This window comes from Prevotella jejuni (assembly GCF_900187995.1).
Lineage (GTDB): Bacteria > Bacteroidota > Bacteroidia > Bacteroidales > Bacteroidaceae > Prevotella > Prevotella jejuni.
Genome location: NZ_FZNZ01000016.1, coordinates 43,503 through 66,318 on the forward strand (window position 1 = coordinate 43,503; position 22,816 = coordinate 66,318).

The 22,816-nt window shown below is 44.1% G+C and carries 17 protein-coding genes; 8 read left to right on the top strand and 9 right to left on the bottom strand.

Annotated elements, in window-relative coordinates; translation table 11 throughout:
* Window positions 1–7 precede the first annotated feature (7 nt).
* Window positions 8–733 carry a DUF5932 domain-containing protein gene (locus CHB62_RS07490; protein ID WP_009011685.1) on the top strand — a complete coding sequence of 242 codons (726 nt, stop codon included), beginning with the start codon at window positions 8–10 and terminating at the stop codon, window positions 731–733.
* Window positions 723–1,367: an ABC transporter permease gene (locus CHB62_RS07495; RefSeq protein ID WP_089366340.1), complete on the top strand. Its 645-nt coding sequence runs from the start codon at window positions 723–725 to the stop codon at window positions 1,365–1,367. Before CHB62_RS07490 ends, CHB62_RS07495 begins: the two co-directional genes overlap by 11 nt.
* A gap of 566 nt (window positions 1,368–1,933) precedes the next feature.
* On the opposite strand, the gene CHB62_RS07500 is transcribed toward CHB62_RS07495, so the two are convergent.
* The 8 genes from CHB62_RS07500 to porQ form a co-directional block, all read right to left on the bottom strand.
* Window positions 1,934–2,482: a YiiX/YebB-like N1pC/P60 family cysteine hydrolase gene (locus CHB62_RS07500; RefSeq protein WP_089366341.1), complete on the bottom strand. Its 549-nt coding sequence runs from the start codon at window positions 2,480–2,482 to the stop codon at window positions 1,934–1,936.
* 1,274 nt (window positions 2,483–3,756) lie between these two features.
* Window positions 3,757–4,182, bottom strand: coding sequence for a CHAP domain-containing protein (locus CHB62_RS07505; RefSeq protein ID WP_009011682.1), 426 nt, complete (start codon window positions 4,180–4,182; stop codon window positions 3,757–3,759).
* Between the two features lie 165 nt (window positions 4,183–4,347).
* Window positions 4,348–5,016 (bottom strand): hypothetical protein, encoded by a 669-nt coding sequence (locus CHB62_RS07510; RefSeq protein WP_089366342.1) that lies wholly within the window; start codon window positions 5,014–5,016, stop codon window positions 4,348–4,350.
* Window positions 5,017–5,629: 613 nt separating this feature from the next.
* Window positions 5,630–6,115 carry an anaerobic ribonucleoside-triphosphate reductase activating protein gene (nrdG, locus tag CHB62_RS07515; RefSeq protein ID WP_089366343.1) on the bottom strand — a complete coding sequence of 162 codons (486 nt, stop codon included), beginning with the start codon at window positions 6,113–6,115 and terminating at the stop codon, window positions 5,630–5,632.
* Window positions 6,116–7,662: 1,547 nt separating this feature from the next.
* Complete coding sequence (locus CHB62_RS07520) at window positions 7,663–9,417, bottom strand: RagB/SusD family nutrient uptake outer membrane protein (protein ID WP_089366344.1); 1,755 nt, start codon at window positions 9,415–9,417, stop codon at window positions 7,663–7,665.
* A gap of 15 nt (window positions 9,418–9,432) precedes the next feature.
* A complete protein-coding gene (locus CHB62_RS07525; RefSeq protein ID WP_089366345.1) occupies window positions 9,433–12,462 on the bottom strand; it encodes a SusC/RagA family TonB-linked outer membrane protein in 3,030 nt (1,009 codons plus the stop codon).
* Between the two features lie 1,203 nt (window positions 12,463–13,665).
* A complete protein-coding gene (locus tag CHB62_RS07535) occupies window positions 13,666–14,205 on the bottom strand; it encodes a TFIIB-type zinc ribbon-containing protein (protein WP_089366346.1) in 540 nt (179 codons plus the stop codon).
* A gap of 81 nt (window positions 14,206–14,286) precedes the next feature.
* Window positions 14,287–15,231 carry a type IX secretion system protein PorQ gene (gene porQ / locus CHB62_RS07540; RefSeq protein WP_089366347.1) on the bottom strand — a complete coding sequence of 315 codons (945 nt, stop codon included), beginning with the start codon at window positions 15,229–15,231 and terminating at the stop codon, window positions 14,287–14,289.
* A gap of 141 nt (window positions 15,232–15,372) precedes the next feature.
* On the opposite strand from porQ, the gene CHB62_RS07545 reads away from it, so the two are divergent.
* From CHB62_RS07545 to CHB62_RS07570, 6 genes are all read left to right on the top strand, one after another.
* The gene (locus CHB62_RS07545; protein ID WP_089366348.1) at window positions 15,373–16,170 is read left to right on the top strand and encodes an energy transducer TonB; all 798 of its coding nucleotides are present in this window, start codon (window positions 15,373–15,375) and stop codon (window positions 16,168–16,170) included.
* A gap of 65 nt (window positions 16,171–16,235) precedes the next feature.
* Window positions 16,236–17,210, top strand: coding sequence for a polyprenyl synthetase family protein (locus CHB62_RS07550; RefSeq protein WP_089366349.1), 975 nt, complete (start codon window positions 16,236–16,238; stop codon window positions 17,208–17,210).
* 300 nt (window positions 17,211–17,510) lie between these two features.
* Window positions 17,511–18,323, top strand: a complete 813-nt coding sequence (locus CHB62_RS07555) for a TatD family hydrolase (protein ID WP_089366350.1) — start codon at window positions 17,511–17,513, stop codon at window positions 18,321–18,323.
* A 116-nt stretch (window positions 18,324–18,439) separates the two neighbouring features.
* Window positions 18,440–19,132: a (d)CMP kinase gene (cmk, locus tag CHB62_RS07560; protein ID WP_089366351.1), complete on the top strand. Its 693-nt coding sequence runs from the start codon at window positions 18,440–18,442 to the stop codon at window positions 19,130–19,132.
* Window positions 19,133–19,702: 570 nt separating this feature from the next.
* Window positions 19,703–20,413 carry a glycoside hydrolase family 25 protein gene (locus CHB62_RS07565; RefSeq protein ID WP_089366352.1) on the top strand — a complete coding sequence of 237 codons (711 nt, stop codon included), beginning with the start codon at window positions 19,703–19,705 and terminating at the stop codon, window positions 20,411–20,413.
* A 59-nt stretch (window positions 20,414–20,472) separates the two neighbouring features.
* The gene (locus CHB62_RS07570) at window positions 20,473–21,840 is read left to right on the top strand and encodes a zinc ribbon domain-containing protein (protein WP_089366353.1); all 1,368 of its coding nucleotides are present in this window, start codon (window positions 20,473–20,475) and stop codon (window positions 21,838–21,840) included.
* 587 nt (window positions 21,841–22,427) lie between these two features.
* Here CHB62_RS07570 and CHB62_RS07575 read toward each other — a convergent pair.
* On the bottom strand, window positions 22,428–22,811 hold the full coding sequence (locus tag CHB62_RS07575) for a hypothetical protein (RefSeq protein ID WP_089366354.1): 384 nt from the start codon (window positions 22,809–22,811) through the stop codon (window positions 22,428–22,430).
* Window positions 22,812–22,816 lie beyond the last annotated feature (5 nt).

Here is a 22,816-nt window from a genome sequence, read left to right on the forward strand (position 1 = left end):
TATATCTATGGAGAAGTTTAGAGTCATTATCGTTGAAGACGTACCCTTGGAATTAAAAGGAACGGAGGGTATCTTTAGAAACGAAATACCGGAGGCGGAGATTATCGGAACGGCTGAAAGCGAAGTTGCCTACTGGAAACTAATTAAGCAGAACCTACCCGACCTCGTGCTACTCGACCTCGGATTGGGTGGTTCAACAACGGTGGGCGTAGAGATATGTCGCCAAACAAAGCAGACCTATCCGAACGTGAAAGTACTTATCTTTACGGGTGAGATACTGAATGAAAAGCTGTGGGTCGACGTTCTTGACGCTGGTGCTGATGGCATCTGCTTGAAGAGTGGCGAACTACTGACACGTGGTGACGTGGCAAGTGTCATGTCGGGTAAACGAATGGTGTTCAATCAACCTATCCTTGAAAAGATTGTGGGTCGCTTCAAGATGAGCGTGAGCGGTCAGCTAATGCACCAAGAGGCGATGGTCAGCTACGAGATTGATGAGTATGACGAACGCTTCCTTCGCCACCTTGCACTCGGCTATACTAAGGAGCAGATAACCAACCTACGTGGTATGCCTTTCGGTGTAAAGAGTTTGGAGAAACGACAGAACGAACTCGTACAGAAGCTCTTCCCTGATGGTAACAATGGGATGAGCGTCAATGCTACGCGCCTTGTAGTTAGGGCATTAGAACTGCGTATTATCGATATCGACAATCTCCACGCTGATGAGGAATAAGTTAGGATATATTGTCTTAGTACTTCTCGTTGCCCAACTGGCATTGATACTGCTTTCATGGCTTGTTACGGCAGCTTTCCCAGAGCTCTCCATGCGGTCTATGCTGAGCAGTGAAGGCATCCGTTGGTTCTTTGGCTCATTTGTCAGCAACCAACTATCACCACTACTCATCTACTTTATTATGGCAGTTATGGCAGTGGGTGCGTGTGTTCGTAGCCGCCTCTATGATGCGTTACGTGAGACATTATCCAACACGAGAAGTAGCCTAACAACATCTTCTAACCATCAGCATAAAGTTCATTATCGTGAGAAAGTTGGTCTACGAATAGCTTTGGTCGAGTTTATCGTCTATGTTATCATCATGGTTCTCCTCACTGCTATTCCCCACGCTATCCTCCTAAGTGTGACAGGACAGCTATTCCCCAGTTCCTTCTCGTCCAGTTTTATACCTTCCTTATCGCTCATCATCATCATTATGTCACTTACCTACGGTGTGGCAAGTGGTACGATTGACAGTGTCGCAAAGATGCACAAGGTCCTTGTTGGTGGTTTGGAGGTTGGCTCAAGACTCGTTCCCACCTACGTTGTCGGCATTCAACTCTATATGTCGATAAGGTATGTATTCATCTTATAAAACTCCATGTAGATTGTTATTGGTTTGCAAACAGACAGCAAGGGTATGATGCTGTCTGTTTGCAAACCTTTTTGGCTCTTCAAATATTTGGAATGATAAGGATGTAGCCCAACCTTTGGTTTCTAACGAAATGTCACACAGAAAAATAGAAAGTACGGAGGTTTTTAACACAACACTGGTAACAAGAGATCCGTTGGGTGTTTTATCTCTCACAGATTTTCACAGATGAAAAGAAGCCTATCTGCGAGCAGGGGGAGCATACAGATAAGTACTGGCCCCTCCTCCATCCCCCCCGAAGGGAAGGGGCGTAATCACCGAGGTACCCCTATGGCTAATCATCAACACCTAACACCCATCACCCAACACCCATCTTTAGCAGTAACGTTCTGTGCTATCGGTTGACTTAATGTCTCTGTGCCCCCTTTGTAAAATCTGTTCTTCTGTGTAACTCTGTGAGGAAAAGAACACAAGAGTCACGTAGGGATACCTCTCACAGATTGAACAGAAGCTTTTCTGCGAACAGGGGAAACTCACAAACGCCTGCAAGCAGGCATTATGTCTTTTATCTATAACAAATCACAAGGAGCCACTACCTTCTGGTTTGGATCCATACCTCGCCTTTTCATTAACTTTCCAAGTCCAAACACATGGTAAGATTTAATCGGTTTGGGCGTAGCGAGTTGAATACCAAATTGATTCTTGTAAATATCGTATATAAGTTCTGAACAATAGTATTTATCATTATTGAACTTAAAAGCTAAATCATACTTCTTACCAAGATATTTAGCATACCTAATCTTAACAGGTTTATTAAGTACTCGTCTCCTCTTATACTTACCAAACTTTCCTCTACTAATCCATTTCTTAAGTGGGGTGAGCTTAACGACATTAGAGGCTTCAAGCACATAGATTTTATCGCCTTTTTCTACTATAACTCCACAATGTGACCACGGCGAATTAGTCGCTAATTGAATAAAAGGAGACTGATTACTTTGTGACACTTGAAAGATTAAATCTCCCTCTTTGAAATCATTTACTATCCGTGGCGTATGCTGTGCATATACTGCTATAGCAACGAGTAGTAACATGATTATTGTATTAAACTTTTTCTTCATTTTTATTCTTTATCTGTTAATGCTGCTTTTATAGGTAATCCTAATAGGAATCGACAATGCCAAGCAGCTTATACTTAGACTTATGAACATGGGGCGCAGTGACAAGGTTTCTCCCAGACTCTCATACTGTATATGCTGTAAGAAAACCTTTTTGCTTTCATCTTCAAGGTCTCTATATTACCTAAACAGACTATATTCACATCTACCATTTAACCCTCGAACGAGGCTATTACATCTCACTAAATATCAACGCCAATCTACCTCTTAAAACACGAAAATAGTTTTATTTATCGTTGCTGTCATTTTTAACATTTCGTGTAAGTCATTACTGACTAACCAGTTAACGTTCGCATTTGCATGACAGGAATGACAGCAAATTTATTTTTCACCGAAATCAAGCTTTGGGATGTCCGCCCTCAAAATTGCTATTTTGGGCATTCTCCACCAGTCCCTTCATGCCTTATCTCCACTAATGAATGTCATTCGGAAAATAATGTGGGTCTTCAGGATTTTGGAGTGATAAGGTTTGCCACTTGTGTTTAGAGTTTGAAGCAATGTCACACGGAGACACGGAGAAAACGGAGGATTATTAAATACAAAGCTATAGTAGTAACAGAGGCACCGTCGGTGCATAGAGCAACGGAGCTTGTTTGCCAATTCTATTAGCAATTTATATACAAAACGTTTATTCCAAAATATTTGTCAAGAATCTGTATGCTGCATCTCCGTCGCTCTTTGTGCCCTCGGCACCTCCGTGACATTGCGTTACCTCCGTCCCCTCCGTGACTCTGTGTGCCTTATATGTAAGAGTTTTAGTTTATCACTCCATATTTCGGATGAGACAATAATGTTACCAACAACTCATTTTCAAGACATCCCTACCCTAACCACCAAGAACTCTACCCCCAAAGAGCCATGAGTACTAATGGAAAGCAACTACCTAATTCCACATCGCCATGGACAACGAGGAAAACGACGTTTCTTAATCCTTGTTCTAAGGGAAAATGTTCTAAGAGTTACTACTTTTGAGCACGACACAATCATCAATCAGTCTTTATCCTTGTTCTAATGGAATATACGCTCGGCATTATGAACATTTTCCAAATCTTCGTCAGTATGCAGGTGTCTTAATCCTTGTTCTAATGACAGATACGCTTGGAGTGCTTGATTGAGTTCTTATAAATTTAATTTATTCTGGCATAGACATGTTTACCATATATATAATGAGATAAGATAGAATAGAAAATAATCCTACAAATACCCATTCTAAGATGTTAGGTATTTTTCTCATATCTAAATATCTTATATTTTGCAAATCTATATCCAGATGCAGGAAACATCGATTTCTGCTTGAAATCAGAAACCCATTGTTCACCATTCCATATTGCTATATGCCCAAAGATATGGTTTTTAATAGCAGGAAATACGATTATATCACCTTTCTTATAATCTTTTGTATCTATTACCTTAAAACCATATTTCGGTAATACTTTAGAATAATAATACGCTGGATAAATTCCTATTGGACATCCTCCTGCTTGCATAGCCCGCATAACAAACCATGCACAACAAGTATGTGACCTACTTAGTGCATTATTTGTGACATATACAGCCGTCTTCTCTGGATTATAACTAAAATTTCTACTCCATATAACAAGAACGGATATCAGAATAATTACTATTGATAAAATCTTTTTCATTATTTAATTGAATCTAATTTATTCATACTATATTATTTGCTATCTTGCACCACAGAACTTGCTGTCATCTTAGTCCTTGTTCTAATGGAACATACTCACAGAGTTCCTGATTGAGTTCTTATAAATTTAATTTATTATGGCATAGACATATTTACCATATAATTTCTAATTTCGTTGTTTGATAGATACATTTAATAAATCATATATACAGGCATCTACATAAATATCAGAGTTTGGAGATTTAATCTCTACGAAATCATGATCTTTAGTGAAGTTCTTTAATCTATTATTAAAACTAAAGATACTACTAACTAATGAACATAAGTTAATCCCAGCAAAAGTTACATCTCCAACTACAGGATAAGCTGTAGCATCTATATGATTTACTTGAAATGCATAATTACATACAGAAGCTAATACTTTAGCATACAATACACAATGAGCATTAGTTTCCTTCTTAAATGTAACTGGGCTACATTTGTCAGAAAACTTTAATGTCTCAGCAGTTAGCTCAATGCTATAATCAATTATCTCATCTTTAGACATGTTTTTTGTCTTAGACTTAATAATTTCTTTTTGAAACTTTGGAATAGTTATTGAACCATCTCTATTATGGCTTTTTACTAATCCCAAACGAAGAAAAGGAATAACCAAACTTATTAGTAAGATAGTAATCAATCCTCTTTTGAGTAATTTATTTTTAACTCCTATATTAATTAAGTAGATAATAACATATAATACTAATACTACTATTATTAATAAAGGTACTAAAAATAAAAAACTCCATCCAAAATCACCATAGTGTTGAAATGAATAATCTAATTGTTCACCCATAATATAATTGTTATTGTTGTTTATATTTTCCTAATTTAATATCTCTAATCCTTGTTATAATGGAAGGTAGTCTCGGAGCGCTTTGTGTGGCACAAAGAAGACTGCAAAGTATTTGTCTTAATCCTTGTTCTAATGGAAGATACTCTCGGAGTTACATTTCCTCCATTCGGAAAGTCATACATGGAAGAGTCTTAATCCTTGTTATAATGGAAGGAACTCTCGGAGTATTTACAATTGGTTCAAAACTCAAAACCTAAAGGAGTCTTAATCCTTGTTCTAATGGAAGATACTCTCGGAGAAGTATGGTGTATTTAGAACAGAAAGTTTATCCGAGTCTTAATCCTTGTTCTAATGGAAGATACTCTCGGAGCAGAGGTAACGAGACGGTAACCGTCTCTTCTATTCGTCTTAATCCTTGTTCTAATGGAAGATACTCTCGGAGGGTTAGGGGCGTGAAGGCTTTGTTTCAGGCAGGGGGAGAGTAGTAAGACTTATAAATCCGGGGTTTGTTAACAGAAATAACTACTTTTTAAGCGGGTGCAAAGGTAGTTATTTTTTTGGCAAAATGTCAAGGAGCGCAGGGTCAAATAGCACTAATCTGGAGCGGAAAAACTTATAAGTTCGTTCCTACCTGATGTTTCCAGAAGCGGGAGGTGATATCCTCGAAGGATCCATCTGGGCATCGGCGGTACATCCGCTGATTGGTGCGTGGGGAGTCGAGGGCACCGAGATGGCGGAGATAGGGCCCCACTTTGATATAGTCGAAACGCTGTTGGTCGATGAGTGGGGAGATTGCTGTGCGCCCAGTGTACCAACCAACTTTCAGTCCTTCGTGGTTCTGTCGCACGTGTTCAGCGAGCCTGTCGACCTCAGCAGGGTCGCCATCGCCCCCCATAAATCCCACACATGTTATCGTGTCTTTCGCTTCATGAATCAATGCAGACAATGCCTCTGTCGTCAGGTCATGCCCCCTATCCGCCCACAGGAACTGACTATGACAGCCAGGACAGTGACACGGACAACCAGACACGTTGATGGCAAGGGTCACCTCATCGGGGAACTCCTGAAAAACAATATCTGTATTTATATAATGAAGCATTTCTATCTGACTCTAAACGATAAAACACACTCACGTTCAAGGGGTTATATTCATCCGCGCAACAGCGTCCCCTATCCCATCGAACGGACGACTATCTGGCCTACAAAGATATAAAGAAAGTATTAAACACGGCAGAATTTATGCAAAAAAAAATAAAAAAGAAACAAATGTTATAGGGGGTGAGAAGAATGAAAACGAAACACTTTTTTGTAAAAGAAAATTATATCCTTACCTCCAACAGAGGCCTAATTGAGTTCGAGAGGGGGCCTTTCTGCGTGGGAGAAGACGCCCTTCTTGACCCTTGAAGGGCCTCTTCTCGACCCTTACTAAGCATCTTTTACTTTACAACAGTATAACTTCTTAATAACAAAAGAGTTACGAGAACATTAAAGACTACGTTTCTCTCTTATTTTCAACAAGTATAGCACTGATTCATGTAAAGTAATTTCAAAACAACAAAGCAGCAAGATAAGACATCACAAAGCCTCATCCTATTCTCCCAAGTGACGTTCCCAACATACCTTATAGCCGTAACTGCCGTTAAAGCATAGTATTAGCCTACATTCACAAGTGACGTACCCAACATTCTTTATAACCGCAGTCACCGGTCAAGCACAGCCTTTATTTTCGCGCCTAAATCTATCCTTTCGCCCTCTCCTCCTTGCCTCTATGCGTCAAAATTCATGAAGTTTTATCGTGACAAAGTAGCTTTTCACGGAACAGACAGGTACGCTCTTCACACACATAGAGAACACATGAAAAGCAGTATAAACAACCGAGTCCATAGAAAATAATGCCATACATCGGCAAAAGCGACCAACGATTTTACTTGGCTACAACACCTCCGTAACTCCTACCCGTAAACAGATTACAATGCCACACAGCGAGAAGAAAAACCCTTCCACTACGCACATTGAGACCCTCCTAACCATGGTTGGCCCACCCCTCCCTCGTTTGGCAGAGCTAATAAAAGGCTCGATCAGCGCTCTAACCAAGCCTTTGGCATAACATTACAAAAGATATATTGAAGGCTAACGACATAGCCTCTCCAATTATTAGGCTAATGAAAACGAACACACAACACGCCATGTAGGGATTGAAGGAAACCAGCATAGACACGTAGAATCCCCTCCCCTATCAAGGAGAACAGGGCATACGAGGACTAAAGAAAGTCACTTCATCCACTTAGAGACCTCTCCTTTATCAAAGAGAACACGGCATGGTAGGGACTAAAGAAACTCACCCCAGCCTCGTAGAATCCCCTCCCCTGTCAAGGAGAACAGGGCATACGAGGACTAAGAAGGTCACTCCATCCACTTAGAGATCTCTCCTTTATCAAAGAGAACACGCCATGTAGGGATTGAAGGATACTCACCCCAGCCTCGTAGAATCCCCTCTCCTATCAAGGAGAACAGGGCATACGAGGACTAAGAAGGTCACTCCATCCACTTAGAGATTTCTCCATTAATAACATAAGCAGGGCATATAGGGGCTGAAGAAAGGCCCTTCAGCCACTATACACATTGTTCGTGTGCCCACAGAGCACGTTAGTTACTTCTTGGGTTCTGCTCTAAGTTGCCCTTATAAGCATTGATAGCCGACTGCGGAATAAAGTAGATTACACGGTAGTCGGTCGCTGGGATGTCAACCATCGGCTGATGTGGACCAGGGAAGCGACGTGTTAGTGTATCGCCATTACGGAACACGTCGTAGCTACGCTCAGCCTCAAAGGCAAGTTCCAATTGGCGTTCTTTGTCCACTAAGGTCTTTGCCGTAGCGGCCGTAAACTGTGCACTCGTATAGCTACCACCCACGATAGCACGCTCACGGATAGTGTTCACGTCGGCCATCGCACTACTGATGTTACCCAACTTCACGTTAGCTTCAGCACGATTGAGGTACATCTCATCAAGACGAGAGATGACAGGCGAGTACAACTGGTTCTCCTTACCACCCTGACGAGAGCATTTCACCACGTAAAACATAGGATAAACGCGGTTAAGCTTCATCTGATAATCAAGCACACCACGGTAGGTATGCCCCTGATAGTTTATCGAGTAGAGGCGTTGCGCAGGGTCGATAGGTGTCAGAACAAGCGGTGTGGTGTGTCCTGTCCCCGTCGTATCGCATGTCAGACTATTGTCTGGCTGCCGTGTATAACGCAGTTGCACGTAGTTGAAGTTCACCTGATTACCGCTCGCATCATAGACGTTCTTGATGAAACGGAACACTGGGACGTACTTATCAGTCTTATCCTTTACATACTGAGGTTCAATGAATTGCGCACGAATATCAGTATATTTCTTATTAAACCAATCGTTCTGCCCCGTCTCATTGAGCAAGTCGAGATATTTAGCCGAGGCATACATCTCTCCCCAACCCTTACCGCCAATATTCGAATACATACCGCCGATGGTGTAATAATAGTCCCAACCAGGAAATTCAGAGTCAACCCTCTTCACTACAAAGATGTTTTCAGGGTTGTTCTCAGGCTCCAGCGTGTTACTAACACCATAGTCTTTACGACTTAGCAGACTAAACTTACCAGAGTCAATCACCTTCGTTGCATACTCAACACTCTTCTGTGCGTAGGCCGTGTTAGGGTTTTTATAGGTGCCACTCATATAGAGGTAGACCCTACTCAACATTGCCCAAGCAGCTTCCTTAGATGCGAATATACAGTGTTCCTCGCCATGTATGTCCTCAGTCATCAGTGAAGCCGCCTTCTCCAAGTCGCTAATAGCCTGCTCGTAGGTCTCCTTCACGGTTGAACGATTTGGTAAAACAGCATTAGCAGGGTCGTCAGGAGTACCGTTGACAATCGGCATACCGAGGTTCTTCTCAGGGTTCTGGGCGTACGGTCTACCGTATGCACGACAGAGATAGAAGTAGATCATGCCTCGTAAATAGTAACATTCGCCCAGCTGAGTATCCGTAGTAGTATTCTTACCTTCGGGGATTGCCTTAATAATATTAGATGCTTGAGCAACGACCTTATAGCTGAAATCCCAGAAGTTCTGTAGTCGGTAGTTATTAGGAGTGCGTGAGTAAGAGATAAACTCATAGAAAGCATCGGTAGAAGTACCACGTATCATGATATTATCTCCAGCGTATTCACCACATCTATACATAGGGTCCGACCATGTTTTTAGGTATCCATAGCATCCCTTTAGCAGTGCTGGAAAACTCTCGTCGATGTTCTTTGTCATGGCATCCTCATCCATCATATATTCAGGATGACGCTCAACACTACACGAAACCATTGTGATAGCTGCCAAAAGCAGCAGATATATTTTCTTCATGATAGACTCTTTTGTTTAGAATGTAACATTAACGCCAAGCATAAACTTACGTACAGAAGGATAGACACCAGCGCCAGTAGAGATCGAGAGAGCTGTCGAACGCTCGCCAGAGGCATTGCGGCCACTGTCAGCAGCAGGCAGTTCTGGATCGACACCAGAGTAGTCAGTAATGCAGAAGAGGTTTTCTCCGCTTACATACACCCGTAAAGCCTTAACAACATCACTCTTGAGATGGAAGTTATAACCCAAGGTTAGAGAGCGAAGCTTTAAGAAGTCGGAGCTTTCTAAGTATCTTGTAGAGGCCTTGTTAGCGTTAGAAGGGTTATTGTATGCGGCTGCTGGGTGAGTAGCAATGTCTCCCTTCTGTCTCCAACGCTTCCATCCTTTCTGCAGACTGAACTGGTTACGGTCGGTATAGGCACCGTCTGAGTCGTACTCCTGTCGTGAGTAGTTATAGATAGAAGCACCTAAAGAATAGCCGAACACGGCATTAAAGTCAAAGTTCTTATAGGTAAGTGTGGTAGAGAAGCTACCGAACACGCTTGGTGTAGCACGTTTGTCGAGGGCTATCTGGTCGGCTTTAGCATAACTCTTCGTGATGACCCGCTCACCATTAGCATCTGTTGTGTACCACTGTGGAGCACCCGTCTCTGGGTCAACACCAGCCCATTCGCGCAGGTAGTAAGTGTCGACACTCAGTCCGGGACGTAACAACGTGTTAGCAGAACCCGCTATACCATCGCCTACAATGATTTGGTCTCTACCGCTATACAGCTTCTTAATCTTGTTAGAGTTGGTCGACAGGTTAGCATCAACAGTCCATGTAAGGTCCTTCCCCTTGATGATGTCGGCCGAAAGTGTTGTCTCAAAGCCAGTATTTGTCAGCTCACCAATATTCTGCCAGATGCTTGTCACACCGATAACACCTGATATAGGCACAGCGAAAAGGAGGTTACTCGTGCGCTTGTGATAGAAGTCGAAGGTCATACGAAGGCGACGGAACATATTAAGGTCGATACCTACACCTGTCGTAAAGCTCTTCTCCCACGTCAGTTTCCTGTTCGCTAACTGAGCGATGACAGCACCCGGTTTCTCGTTATAGTTGGCTCCTAAGCTGTATAACCCATATTGTGGATAGAGGCTATTAGGTCGACTACCGACCGAACCATAGGATGCGCGCACCTTCAGATAGTCTATGCAAGGCACCTTAAACCACTTTTCTGCCGTAGCTACCCAGCCCCCACTGACCGAGAAGAACGTACCGTAGGCGGCATCCGAACCAAAGTTACTTGCGCCGTCTGTTCTCAATGACAGTTGAAGGAGGTATTTATTAGCATAGTCAGCATTGAGGTTAGCGAAGAAAGACTGTACTGCCCACTCGTATTTATTACCTCCCACCGACTCAGGTGTCGACGTGATGTCGAGTTGTGCAAAGCCTGGAACAAGTCCTGTCCCACTACCATTATGATAACGATACTCGCCATCATTAAACTCATAACCAAGCATTAAGAATCCATGATAATCCCCGAAACTACGTGTCGCTTTAATTAACTGGTTCGTATAACGGCGTGTGTTCGTACTGGTACTCTCGCTCACACGCCCCTTGTCCTCCGCTCCCGACGTACGAGGGTCTACATAGCTCTTGTCAAGGTGAGTACTCCAACGATAACTGTTCACTGATGAGAAGGTCAGCCAGTCAGTCAGATAGATATCGAAATCGAAGTTTCCATTAAATGAATAAGAGTCATACTTGCTCCAATTATACTGTAACTCATAGAGATAGTTAGTAGAGTTACTGTTCACCCAAGCCGATGATCTATTGCCGACAATCTTCCCGTTTTCATCGTAAGGACTATCCCATGGCAGCATAGAATACATAGAATAGGTGGAGCGTTGGCGGTCGTCAATAACTCCCTTACTACCATTCAAGGACGGACGAATAGCTATCCATGAGAATGGTTTGAAGTTTAGTTTCATCATGGTGTTATATCTCGTGAAGTCATATCCACGTACTGCACCATCTTCCTTATAGACTCCACCTGTGAAGACAGCACTCAACTTATCTCCACCACTATTAATAGTAAGGTCGTAGTTCTGCACGTTTCCGGTGTGAGTAGCCAGTTTCCACCAGTCGAAGTTACTATCTCTCAGTTGTTCATTCCATCGTGGGAAAGCAATCTCGGCAGCGTTGGTAAACGACTTATAGTAGTCGTATAGATCGGCACCATCCATCATCTTGACCTTTCCATTATTCAAGGTTGAGAGGCCCATCTTGGCTGAGAAGGTGATTGATGTCTTACCAGCTCGTGCGCTTTTGGTCGTCACCACGATAACACCATTAGCTCCTTGCGAACCATAGATGGCTGTAGAAGCAGCATCTTTCAGTACAGTGAGCGACTCAATATCGTTTGGATTGATGTCGCCAGGGTCCTTTCCTACGATGACACCATCGATAACCCAGAGTGGAGCCGTACTGCCGTTGATAGTAGACTTACCACGTACAATGATCGCACCAAACGACCCCGGCTTGCCAGAACCTGGCATAACGTTCATGCCAGGTATCTTTCCTGTGAGCATGTTAGTGACGTTTGCGGTCGTTACATTCGTCAGTTCCTTATTGTCAATACTCTTCAGCGAACCCGTCAGACTGTTGCGTTTCTGCGTGCTATAGCCCACCACGACCGTTTCACTAAGCATTGTGGAGGTAGCGACAAGGCTAATTGTCATATTCTCAGCAGCCTTCACCGTCTTCTTCTCATAGCCTAACGAAGTGACAACCAGCTCATCACCAACTTGTGCATCGATAGAGAACTCTCCATCAATGTTCGTTATGGTCATCTTCTTAGTACCATTTACGGTAATACTGGCACTGATAATCGGTTCACCTGACTGTGAATCAACAACTTTACCTTTGATAATAGAGGTCTGCGCTTGTATCATCATCGCATGTGTAGCGCATGCTTTCTGCACCACGTAAGGGCTACACATAAGAGGGACCACCAAGAGCAGCGATCGTCCAAGGTTAGTTTTTCTCATAGTTCTCATGTTTTTATAGGTTTTTACTTATATTGTTTTCACATCTCACAACACTTGTGTGCTGTTTAACTTGTCGTAGGTTAGCTATCTGCAAATTTATAGTATTTTTTTTAATTGTAGCCTATTTCAGCTTCTTTAACACGTCTTTATCCTGTTTTTCTGCTCACAACTACCCACGACCCTCCCATTCACACGTATCTTGGCGAGCGCTAAGTAGATGCTGTCCCCTCCCCTTGTGGAATCGAAACATGCGCTAAAAGACTCCGTGAACTCTGTGTGCTCTGTGAGAGATAAAAGTCCCCAGCGAGTTGCTTGTGTATCATCTCATAGAGTGGGTGCGTTCTCTTTCTCACAGATTTACACAGAAGAACAGAATACACAAGCTTTCACAGAGACATTAAGTCAACCGATATCACAGAACCTTACAGCCAACGTCCATCACCCAACACCCTTCTTCAGCTAATCATCAACACCTAACACCCATCACCCAACACCCTTCTTTAGCTATAACGATCTGTGAATTCTGTATGCCGAAGGCCTTCTGTGGGCTCGAAACAGTGCGCAAAAATGCTCTGTTAAATCTGTGAGATCTGTGAGAAAAAACTCCGCAGCAAGTCTCATAGGCCTAATCTCATATCGAGGGTGCGTTCTATTTCTCACAGAAAAACACAGAAGAACAGAACACACAAAGGCCCACAGAGACATTAAGTCAACCGATATCACAGAACCTTACAGCCAACATACATCACCCAACACCCATCTTTAACTAATCATCAACACCTAACACCCATCACCCAACACCCACCACACGAGTAATTTACCAATCCAGACTATCTTTAGAGCTTTCAATAAGGATGTAAAAAATCATTACATCTCATCAAGTTAAGGACGCTCAATATAGGAGAACAACACAGCTTACCATCGACACTATAACCCACAAGAAATCAAACGATTACAAACACCATTCGAGAACATGCCCTTCTTGCATGAAGAACATGCCCTTCTTGGACCAAGAAGGGCATGTTCTTAAACGTTGAAGGGCCTCTTCTTCTATCTTGAAGAGCACATACTTCATCCAAGAGGAGCGAAAAATATTGACATAAAGACACGAAGATGGGTGCATGACCTGCCTCAAGACGGAGGGAGGACATACGTCGTGTTGACACAAACGGGTGTAGTCTGTGGAGATAGTAAGTAATAAGATGTGTGCTTTTAGATAGCGTTACGTATCTCAATATAGTTCTTAAACAGCCAAGAATTGCCCTCAGCGATAACCTTAACAAGCTCAGCACAAACGAAGAGACCGATAAGGACCGAAAGAACAAACGCTAAACTGAACCCGAAGAATATCCAGAGATCACCGTCAGCGTACTTCTCTTGAAAACGACGTAGGCGCGAAGACGACTTATTAACAAACTCGGTTGTGGTCTCGGTTGCGTTCTTCAAGGTCTCACCAGCTCGTTGAGACGCTTCAACAAGCTTCTGTCTCATCTCCGCAAGCTTCTCTTTTGAAGGCGTGTGGAGGAGGTGCGTCGGTACAGTCGGTAAGTTTTTAGCCTTCTTAACGACGATAGGTGAGGCCTCAGCCAATGGAATAACGGAGCGAGCATGCGTACGGATAGGTTGCGGTTCATCAAACCTACAAGTCAACACGTTACCACAATAGGGGCAACGATACTTCATTGTCCCATATTTCTCGGTCTCGGCCACAAAGTCGCGACCGCAGTTATTACATTTGACAGTATATCTCATGATGGGGACAAAAGTATAAAAAAATGTTGAAACAACCGCAAAAAACGATATTATTTATGTGTTGTAAGGCGTTAATTCAGCTTAGAACGAGTAGCCGAGGTTGACCATTATGGAGTTGCTGGCAGCATGATACTTGCCGTAAGCGAGGTTCAGTTTGAACTGCTCGAGGTTGATTCCCGCTCCTACACTGAACCCTGCGCCATGTGCACTGGCGTTCTCAGCCGTTCCGATGGTCATCTCGTCGGCCTTGCGAAAGTTATATCCGCCCCCAATCCATATACTTTCCGATAGCAGAATGTCTGCTCCAAGATTTAAATGATTGATGAACCGATAGTCATAATGGGTCATATCGACAAGCGTGGCAGACACTCTTACGGGTAAGGCGACGAAGGTCTTGCTCACACCTAACTGTACGTCAATAGGCATCTTACCATAGTCTTCCTCGTAGGCCTTTATCTGTCCACCGAGATTCTTAGCCACTAACGACACCGACCATTGGTGGTCTGGCTCATACCAGTTAAGGCCGAGGTCGACACCCACAGCCATGGAGTTGTATTGTCCGATATAAGATGTGATAAACTTTGCCGTGATACCGCCCACAAGGTTGCGTGCTAACTCGTAGGAAAAGATACCTTCAACGGCAATGTCGCTGGCATTGAACGTACCCGTCTGTACGTTATTAGCATCGACCTCCTTCATCTTCCCGTAGTTCATATAGAGTACACCGCCAGCGAAGGTAGCCTTCTCACCTAAGGCTTTAGTGTACGATGCACTCATGAAATGGGCTCCTCGCATATAGTTCATATAGTTGAGTCCAACGGTCTTGTCGCTCACTGACGAAGCTAAGGCAGGGTTAGAAAACATCAACGAGGGGTCGTCCTCGATAATTGAAATATTCTCTCCGCCTAAAGCAGCAGCATGGGCACTGACCGGAAGACGCAAGAAGTTGTATTCAGTTTGACTCTCCTGCGCTCGCATAACAGCCGCAAAAAGTGTTAATAGGAGGGTGAAAACGATTTTTTTCATCTGTTCTAAACTAATTTCTCGGCAAAGTTACAGCTTTTTCCGAATATCTTATTACTTTTGTCGTTGCAACCTTTTATATGGCAATAATTAGCCATCTATGGTTTGTATAACGGCAGAAACGAGCGTTTAGTATATCTTATATTGGAAATAAAGAAGTCAAATAGAGCTGATTTAGAGAGTAAACGGTGGGTTGGTTTCCTATTGGGAATCATCGTTGCACTGTCTATTTTCTTTGTTGCCATGGAGTATAATTCATCGGGAACAGAGGACGACTCGGCCAATACCAAGGCCATTAAGAATGTCACACTACACGATATGGACATGCTGCCGGCCATCGACCAGCAAGATTTAGCTAAGACACAAGAGGACAAGAAACCCACGATGGAGGACTTACTCAACCTGAAACGGCGTGATGTACCTAATAAGGTAACACCGCATGATGCGGGGAGTATGAACTCAAACGACAAGAAGACGGGGGCTCCACAAGTAAGTGAAGAACCCATCGTCATGCCTATGGTGACTACAACTCCCGAACCTCCGAAGGTGAAAGAAGAAGCTAAAAAGGAGATGGAGAAGATGTCTGACGATACATCCGACAAGGTTGTAGAACGTTATGACGATAAGGTTAGCAAGCGAATCTTATCCCAGACGCCTACACCCCCAGGTGGTTGGGTGGAGTTTATGAAGTGGCTTACGAAGACATTACAGTACCCTGCCGATGCTAAGGACAATAATCTGCAAGGGACAGTGAATATTACTTTTATCATCAATGCCGATGGTACGGTGCATGATGTGACTGTTAAGAATGGTAAGATACCTGTCCTTAATGCTGAGGCACTGCGTGTCTTGAAGACAATGGGCAAATGGAAGCCTGGCATCGAACGTAATAAACCATGCCGCTCGTTGGTAGAGATACCTTTTGTCTTCCAACTCTCTTAACGCACACGACGGCCATCTGCCGTCACAACGATTATTTATAACATAACTTTTAACACCTACTCTATATGTACACTGCTGACGAAATCCTATGTAAAGTTAACGAGTATATAAACAATCTCACCTACGATCGCAAGCCACAGAGCTTGTATGACCCTATTAAATACGTACTCTCGCTGGGTGGGAAACGCATCCGTCCTACGCTGATGCTCCTTGCCTATAATCTCTTCAAAGATGATCCGGAGACGATACTATCACCGGCTTGTGCCTTGGAGACCTACCATAACTATACGCTCTTGCATGATGACTTGATGGATGATGCACCTCTTCGACGCGGACAGCAGACGGTTCACGTGCGTTGGGATGCTAACACGGCTATCTTGTCGGGTGACTCTATGCTCGTATTGGCCTTCGAGCGCATGGAACAGTGTGACAGTAGACACCTACGTGAGGTGTTGCATCTCTTCACGACGACGGCACTCGAGATAGGAGAGGGTCAACAGTATGACATGGAGTTTGAGAACCGCAATGACGTAAAGGAGGCCGAATACATTGAGATGATACGCCTGAAGACAAGTGTACTATTGGCTTGTGCGATGAAGATTGGCGCTATCCTTGCTGATGCTCCAGCCGATGACGTAGACAACCTCTATAAGTTTGGCGAACAGATAGGACTGGCCTTTCAGCTACAAGACGACTACCTTGATGTCTATGGAGACCCAAAAGTGTTCGGAAAGAAGATAGGTGGCGATATTATCAGTAATAAAAAGACTTACATGCTGATAAATGCTTTCAACAAGGCGAACGTCCGCCAACGTAAAGAGTTGGAGAGATGGATTGGCTGTGAGAACTTTAATCATAACGAGAAGGTGGCTGCCGTCACTGCACTCTATAATAGTATTGGGGTCGACAAGATGGCTATCGAACGTATTAACTACTATTTTGATGAGGCTAATAAATACCTCGATGCGGTGAAGGTGAGTGCTGACAGGAAAACTGAACTGGTGGCATACGCACAGAGAATGCTGCATAGGAAGAGGTAACGGGGGACCTCCCCCAGCCCCTCCGAAGGAGGGGAGCCCTAACAGGACAGGCTGGATAAAAGCGAAATAAACGTGGAGTAGCTGTTCTCAACATCTATCATTCCTCAGCTTATATACGCTCCTTCAATATCCTATAAACATTTCGTTAACATCCAACACTTATCACCCAACACCCTTATAAACACCCCATTAACACCCCTACAAACATCACCCAACACCCTTATAAACACTCCATCAACACCCAACACCAAACACTCATCACCCAACATTCACCACCCAACGCCCAACACCCAACACCCAATGATCATCGACACTCACGCTCATTTAGATGTAGAAGAATTTGCAGAAGACCTCCCAGAGGTCATCAGTCGCGCTCGTGAAGCGGGCGTAGAAAAGATATTCATACCAGCTATCGACCTCAAGTCAATGGACACAGTGATGGCTGTATGCCGTCAGTACCCTGACACCTGTTACCCAATGATAGGGTTACAACCCGAAGAGGTGCGCAAAGACTGGCGTGAGGTATTAGACGCAATGTACCAACGTATCATGCTTTCCCTCAAACAGAAGGAGGAAGGAACGGCCCTACCTGGTGAGACAATCATCGCCATTGGTGAGGTAGGACTTGACTTCTATTGGTCGAGAGAATACGAACAAGAACAGTTGGCAGCCTTTGAAGAGGCCGTAAAATGGAGTGTGGAGACACGCTTACCACTGATGATTCACTGTCGGAAGGCCCAGAACGAGATGATACATATCATGCGACACTATGAGAAGGAACTGCCGGGTGGTGTCTTCCATTGCTTCACTGGCAATCAACGAGAGGCTGAGGCGTTTCTACGCTTCGACCGTTTTGTATTAGGTGTGGGCGGTGTCTCTACGTTTAAGAGTAGTCATCTTCGTGAGGACCTGCCTGCTGCAGTACCCCTCGACCGTATCGTTCTCGAAACAGATAGCCCTTACATGGCACCTGTCCCCTACCGTGGTAAACGCAACGAGAGTGCTTTCATCGTTGAAGTGATGCGTACCCTTGCTGCAAGCTATGGCCTTGATGAGGCCGAGTTTGCCCAGAGAACCAATGAGAATGTGCGTAGGGTGTTTGGTATTGGGTGATGGGTGTTGAATGTTGGGTGATGGGTGTTAGGTGTTGGGTGGTGATGAAATGATAGGTTGCGAGGGAGGTAGATGCAGCGAGATAAGGTAATGATAAATACGAGAAAAGTAAGTATATGAAGAAAATAACTATCGCCATCGACGGCTTTTCATCATGTGGAAAGAGTACAATGGCAAAGGACTTGGCCAAAGAGATTGGCTATATCTATGTGGATACAGGGGCTATGTATCGCTCTGTAACCCTTTTTGCACTCCGTCATAACCTCTTTAACGCTGACGGAACTATCCGTGAAGAGGAACTGAAGGAGCAGATGAAGGATATTAACATTAGTTTCCAACTTAATAAAACGACTGGTCGTCCAGACACTTACCTCAATGGTGAGAACGTTGAAAACGACATCCGAACGATGGAGGTATCGTCTCATGTGAGCCCTATCGCCACCCTTGCCTTTGTTCGTGAGGCCCTTGTAGCACAACAACAACGCATGGGTGCAGAGAAGGGTATCGTCATGGATGGACGAGACATTGGTACGGTAGTGTTCCCAAAGGCTGAATTAAAGATATTTGTCACCGCCTCTGCAGAGGTGAGGGCACAGCGTCGTTACGACGAACTAAAGGCGAAGGGAATGGATGCCGACTATGCCGATATACTCAAGAACGTGGAGGAACGTGACTATATCGACTCTCATCGTGCCACGTCACCACTCCGTAAAGCCGATGATGCCATCGAACTCGATAATAGTAATCTCACGATTGCTGAACAAAAGAAATGGCTCTACGAACAGTATCGTAAGGCTGCGGAGGAATAGAAATCGCCTTACCCTTAGGTCGTTATTAGGGCTAATAGGGGCTTAGCTATTAGCCTTATAGGCCCAATAATCTATTAGCCTTATAGGCCCAATAAGGCTAATTGGGCCAATAAATAAGCCCAATAAGGCTAATAATCTATAAGCCCTATAGGCCCTATAAGGCCAATTGGGCCAATAAATAAGGCCCAATAAGGCCAATTAACTATTAGCCCTATAGCCCCTATAAGGCCAATTGGGCTAATAAATAAGGCCCAATTGGGCTAATAAATAAGGCTAATAAGCCCTCTAATAAGCCTAATAGGCCCAATAACAAAGCTCTATCTGTAAGGTTGAGGAGCATTGTGTTGTCGAATTATTTACGTGAAAAGAAATATTTCCAGTCGTGAAGAAAAATATTTCCAGTCGTGATAATAAATAATTATTATCGTGTAAATAATTCGCTACGGACAGTTAACACGATAAGTAACGACCGACAATTACATACGAATCATGGATTAAGAAATACTAAAAGAGAGATATTTATACATCCTTCACTCCGCTATCTCAACTTAAAATGTTACCTTTGCAGCTATGAAGTTAATAAGAGTAATATTCCTCATAGCCTGCATCTTCTCTTTTGCAGGTACTAAGGCGCAATATACTATACAATGCGAAGACACCTGCAGTCACATCCACGGACTCGATATGAGCCATTATCAAGGTGACGTATGGTGGGAGACAGTGGCCGAGAACAGTAATCACAAACTCAATTACGTGTACTTAAAGGCTACTGAAGGAGGCTCACGTATCGACCAACGCTATCTTGACAATATCGAAGCGGCACAACGCTACGGTATGAACGTAGGCTCATATCATTTCTATCGTCCGACTGTCCCACAAGAAGAACAGCTTAGGAACTTTCGCATGCAATGCCGCCCACAGGACCAAGACCTCATTCCGATGGTAGATATTGAGACTACTGGCGGACTGGGCCGAGAGGCTTTATGCGATAGTCTTCAGCGTTTCCTCGTACTCATGACAAAGGAGTATGGGGTCAAGCCGTTGGTCTACACTTACACAAACTTCTATGATCGCTACCTCAGTGGGGCCCTTGATGGCTATAAGCTCTTTATCGCACAGTATAACGGACGAGAGCCGGTACTGCAAGACGGAAGGGACATCTTCGCTTGGCAATACACTGGTAAAGGGCGCATCAATGGTGTAAACGGATATGTCGACAAGTCGCGCTTGATGGGAAGGCACAGTATGCGCGAACTAAGATTCCCACGACGACGAAGATAGCCGACCAAGAGAAAAGAAAAAGATAATTATCCAAACTACTATAATCTTACGTTAGATAAATGATCATCAAATGCCCTGAATGTGGCCATCAAGTGAGCGATAAGGCTCCCGTATGCCCCAGTTGCGGTGTAGAGATTGCTGGACATATCATTAAATGTTCTCATTGTGGTGAGTTATACCTCAAAGAAGAGACGTCATGTCCTAATTGTCATCATACGGAAAGTCACTTTGAACCTTCCGTAAATACTACTGAACAGAAATCAAACGAACTTTCTAACGAACACGCTACAGCCGCTCCTGCTGTCGTTGTCGCTGTCGACAAGAACGAAGCAAACGAGGAGAAGGAGGCTGAACGTCCTGCAGCTGAGGAGGAATCAAGCCATAACAACGTTGAACCACAGCAGCCTTTCGAAGATGAAGGGATTGAGGATGGGACGGTAGATGCCGATTTCATCATGGACAACGAGGCCGATGAGGAGGTGATAGCAAAGGCCGAAGCACTCGCAGAGACCACTGAAGAGGAAGAGGAGAGCAAGTCGTCTAAGGATAACCACCTCTCTTTGGCTGTCTCTTTGCTCATCGCTGCCATCACAGCTGCCGTCTTGCTCTTCCTTTACAACCAAGAGATAGGGTCAAGCAAGACTAACACTGAGCAGGACGCCTACGCCCAAGCGATTAGTAGTAACGAAGCTACGGTGTTGAAGAACTACCTTGATGGGAACCCATCAGCACCGAAGGCGCATCGTGACAGTATCGCTGCACGACTGAAAGCACTGACAACAACGACGGCAAATGCCCAACAAGCTAATAATGACTTGGCTGTTGCCTTAGCAAGCAATTCAAAGGATGTGTTACAGCAGTTCATCGCTAAGTATCCTAACTCTACTCATCGAGGGGAGATAGAGGCTAAGATTGACGAGATAGACTGGGCGCAAGCCGTGGCTAAAAACGATGAGAATGCTTTCCTCGGATACAAAGCTCAACACCCAAATGGGCTCCACAGTAAGGAAGCCGATGAGAAGCTGAAGACAATCCTCGTACCAACTGTATCGGAGGGGGATAAGACGAAAGCTGTCAGTGCGGTACGTCAACTGCTGCAGGGAATGAACAGTAAGAGTACTGACAAGATTTCTGGTGCTGTTGCTTCATCGTTTAATTTCCTCGGCGCGAGCGGTGCCACGGTGAAAGACGTGCGTCGTTACATGACCGACAAACTCTATCAAGCTGACGTGAAGACCATTAACTGGCATCTTGGCTCACCTGCTGAGGTGAAGAAAAGCAGTAATGATGATGACGCTGAACTACGTATTAAAGTCCCTGCCACACTGGACATCGATCGTAAGGGGGGTAAGTCTAAACGTAGCTACGTCATTTCTGCCACCGTAAAGGGCGGCCGAATCACGCAAGTCAACTGGAATCAAATTTAGTCTTAAGGCTGAGCTCGTTGGGAGGATAGAATAGGCTATCCTTCTAAAAGGCTTTGCCTGTCGTATTTCTCACAGCTGTCACAGTGCGACGAAAGCGTTTCCTCCCCTCCTATAGAGTCCACAGAAGACATGTATCCACTACCCTCTTCTCACTTTATGAGAAGGGGCAACGATTGTAGGAACCAACTATTAGAGGGGTTCCTACCTTTTTGTTTATATCCCCTCGGCCCTCACTCATTCCAAGCACATAACGCCTTCTATCACAACAAAGTTATGTGAACAATCAAGAGTAACGCTACCACAAAGGTAAGACTTACTATATAATAAGGTGTATCGCATCTTCTATCAGAGAACCCACGTCCCACAACAGAGGTAAAGCTTATTATATAATAAGGTGTAACGCCTCCTCTATCAGAGAGCCTTTGTCCCACAACAGAGGTAAAGCATATTATATAATAAGGTGTAACGCCTCTTCTATCAGAGACCCTGTGTCCCTCTCCGTCTCAAAAGGGCTAAAAACAAAAGGGTATAACAAGGCATGCTTGCTATATCCCAATCGTAATATCGTATGAAGCAAAGGCCGAGTCCTAATTATCTATCTGGTCGATAGTAGGCTTCTTAATATCTGGCACAGGAGCTTTAATAGCCGGCTCCGACTGCCCATCAGGGTTAGTAGGAACGATGACAGGTTCCTCCGACTCCTGAGACTCCTCTGTCTCAGTCGCTTCAGGCTTAGGGCTATCCTTCTTCTTCTCCTCTTTAACCTCCTCGTCTTTGACCTCCTCCTTTGTTAATACAGGTATCTTCGGACCATTATCAATACCGATTACCTCACCAGACATGTCCACCTCATACTTACGGGGGGGTGCCATCTGTCGCGTTTCCATAAGAATAGCAAGTACAATAGCACCGACGAACAAGACAATAGCACAGATAGACACTGGCACTTTATAGGTTGGTTTCTTCTTCATTAGCT

Bases quoted from the DNA above. Each gene is read 5' to 3' on its own strand.
- CHB62_RS07555 (WP_089366350.1), top strand. From the start codon at position 17,511: ATGATCATCGACACTCACGCTCATTTAGATGTAGAAGAATTTGCAGAA.
- CHB62_RS07570 (WP_089366353.1), top strand. From the start codon at position 20,473: ATGATCATCAAATGCCCTGAATGTGGCCATCAAGTGAGCGATAAGGCT.
- CHB62_RS07495 (WP_089366340.1), top strand. From the start codon at position 723: ATGAGGAATAAGTTAGGATATATTGTCTTAGTACTTCTCGTTGCCCAA.
- nrdG (WP_089366343.1), bottom strand. From the start codon at position 6,115: ATGCTTCATTATATAAATACAGATATTGTTTTTCAGGAGTTCCCCGAT.
- CHB62_RS07505 (WP_009011682.1), bottom strand. From the start codon at position 4,182: ATGAAAAAGATTTTATCAATAGTAATTATTCTGATATCCGTTCTTGTT.
- CHB62_RS07525 (WP_089366345.1), bottom strand. From the start codon at position 12,462: ATGAGAACTATGAGAAAAACTAACCTTGGACGATCGCTGCTCTTGGTG.
- CHB62_RS07575 (WP_089366354.1), bottom strand. From the start codon at position 22,811: ATGAAGAAGAAACCAACCTATAAAGTGCCAGTGTCTATCTGTGCTATT.
- CHB62_RS07490 (WP_009011685.1), top strand. From the start codon at position 8: ATGGAGAAGTTTAGAGTCATTATCGTTGAAGACGTACCCTTGGAATTA.
- CHB62_RS07510 (WP_089366342.1), bottom strand. From the start codon at position 5,016: ATGGGTGAACAATTAGATTATTCATTTCAACACTATGGTGATTTTGGA.
- CHB62_RS07550 (WP_089366349.1), top strand. From the start codon at position 16,236: ATGTACACTGCTGACGAAATCCTATGTAAAGTTAACGAGTATATAAAC.
- CHB62_RS07520 (WP_089366344.1), bottom strand. From the start codon at position 9,417: ATGAAGAAAATATATCTGCTGCTTTTGGCAGCTATCACAATGGTTTCG.
- CHB62_RS07565 (WP_089366352.1), top strand. From the start codon at position 19,703: ATGAAGTTAATAAGAGTAATATTCCTCATAGCCTGCATCTTCTCTTTT.
- porQ (WP_089366347.1), bottom strand. From the start codon at position 15,231: ATGAAAAAAATCGTTTTCACCCTCCTATTAACACTTTTTGCGGCTGTT.
- CHB62_RS07500 (WP_089366341.1), bottom strand. From the start codon at position 2,482: ATGAAGAAAAAGTTTAATACAATAATCATGTTACTACTCGTTGCTATA.
- cmk (WP_089366351.1), top strand. From the start codon at position 18,440: ATGAAGAAAATAACTATCGCCATCGACGGCTTTTCATCATGTGGAAAG.
- CHB62_RS07535 (WP_089366346.1), bottom strand. From the start codon at position 14,205: ATGAGATATACTGTCAAATGTAATAACTGCGGTCGCGACTTTGTGGCC.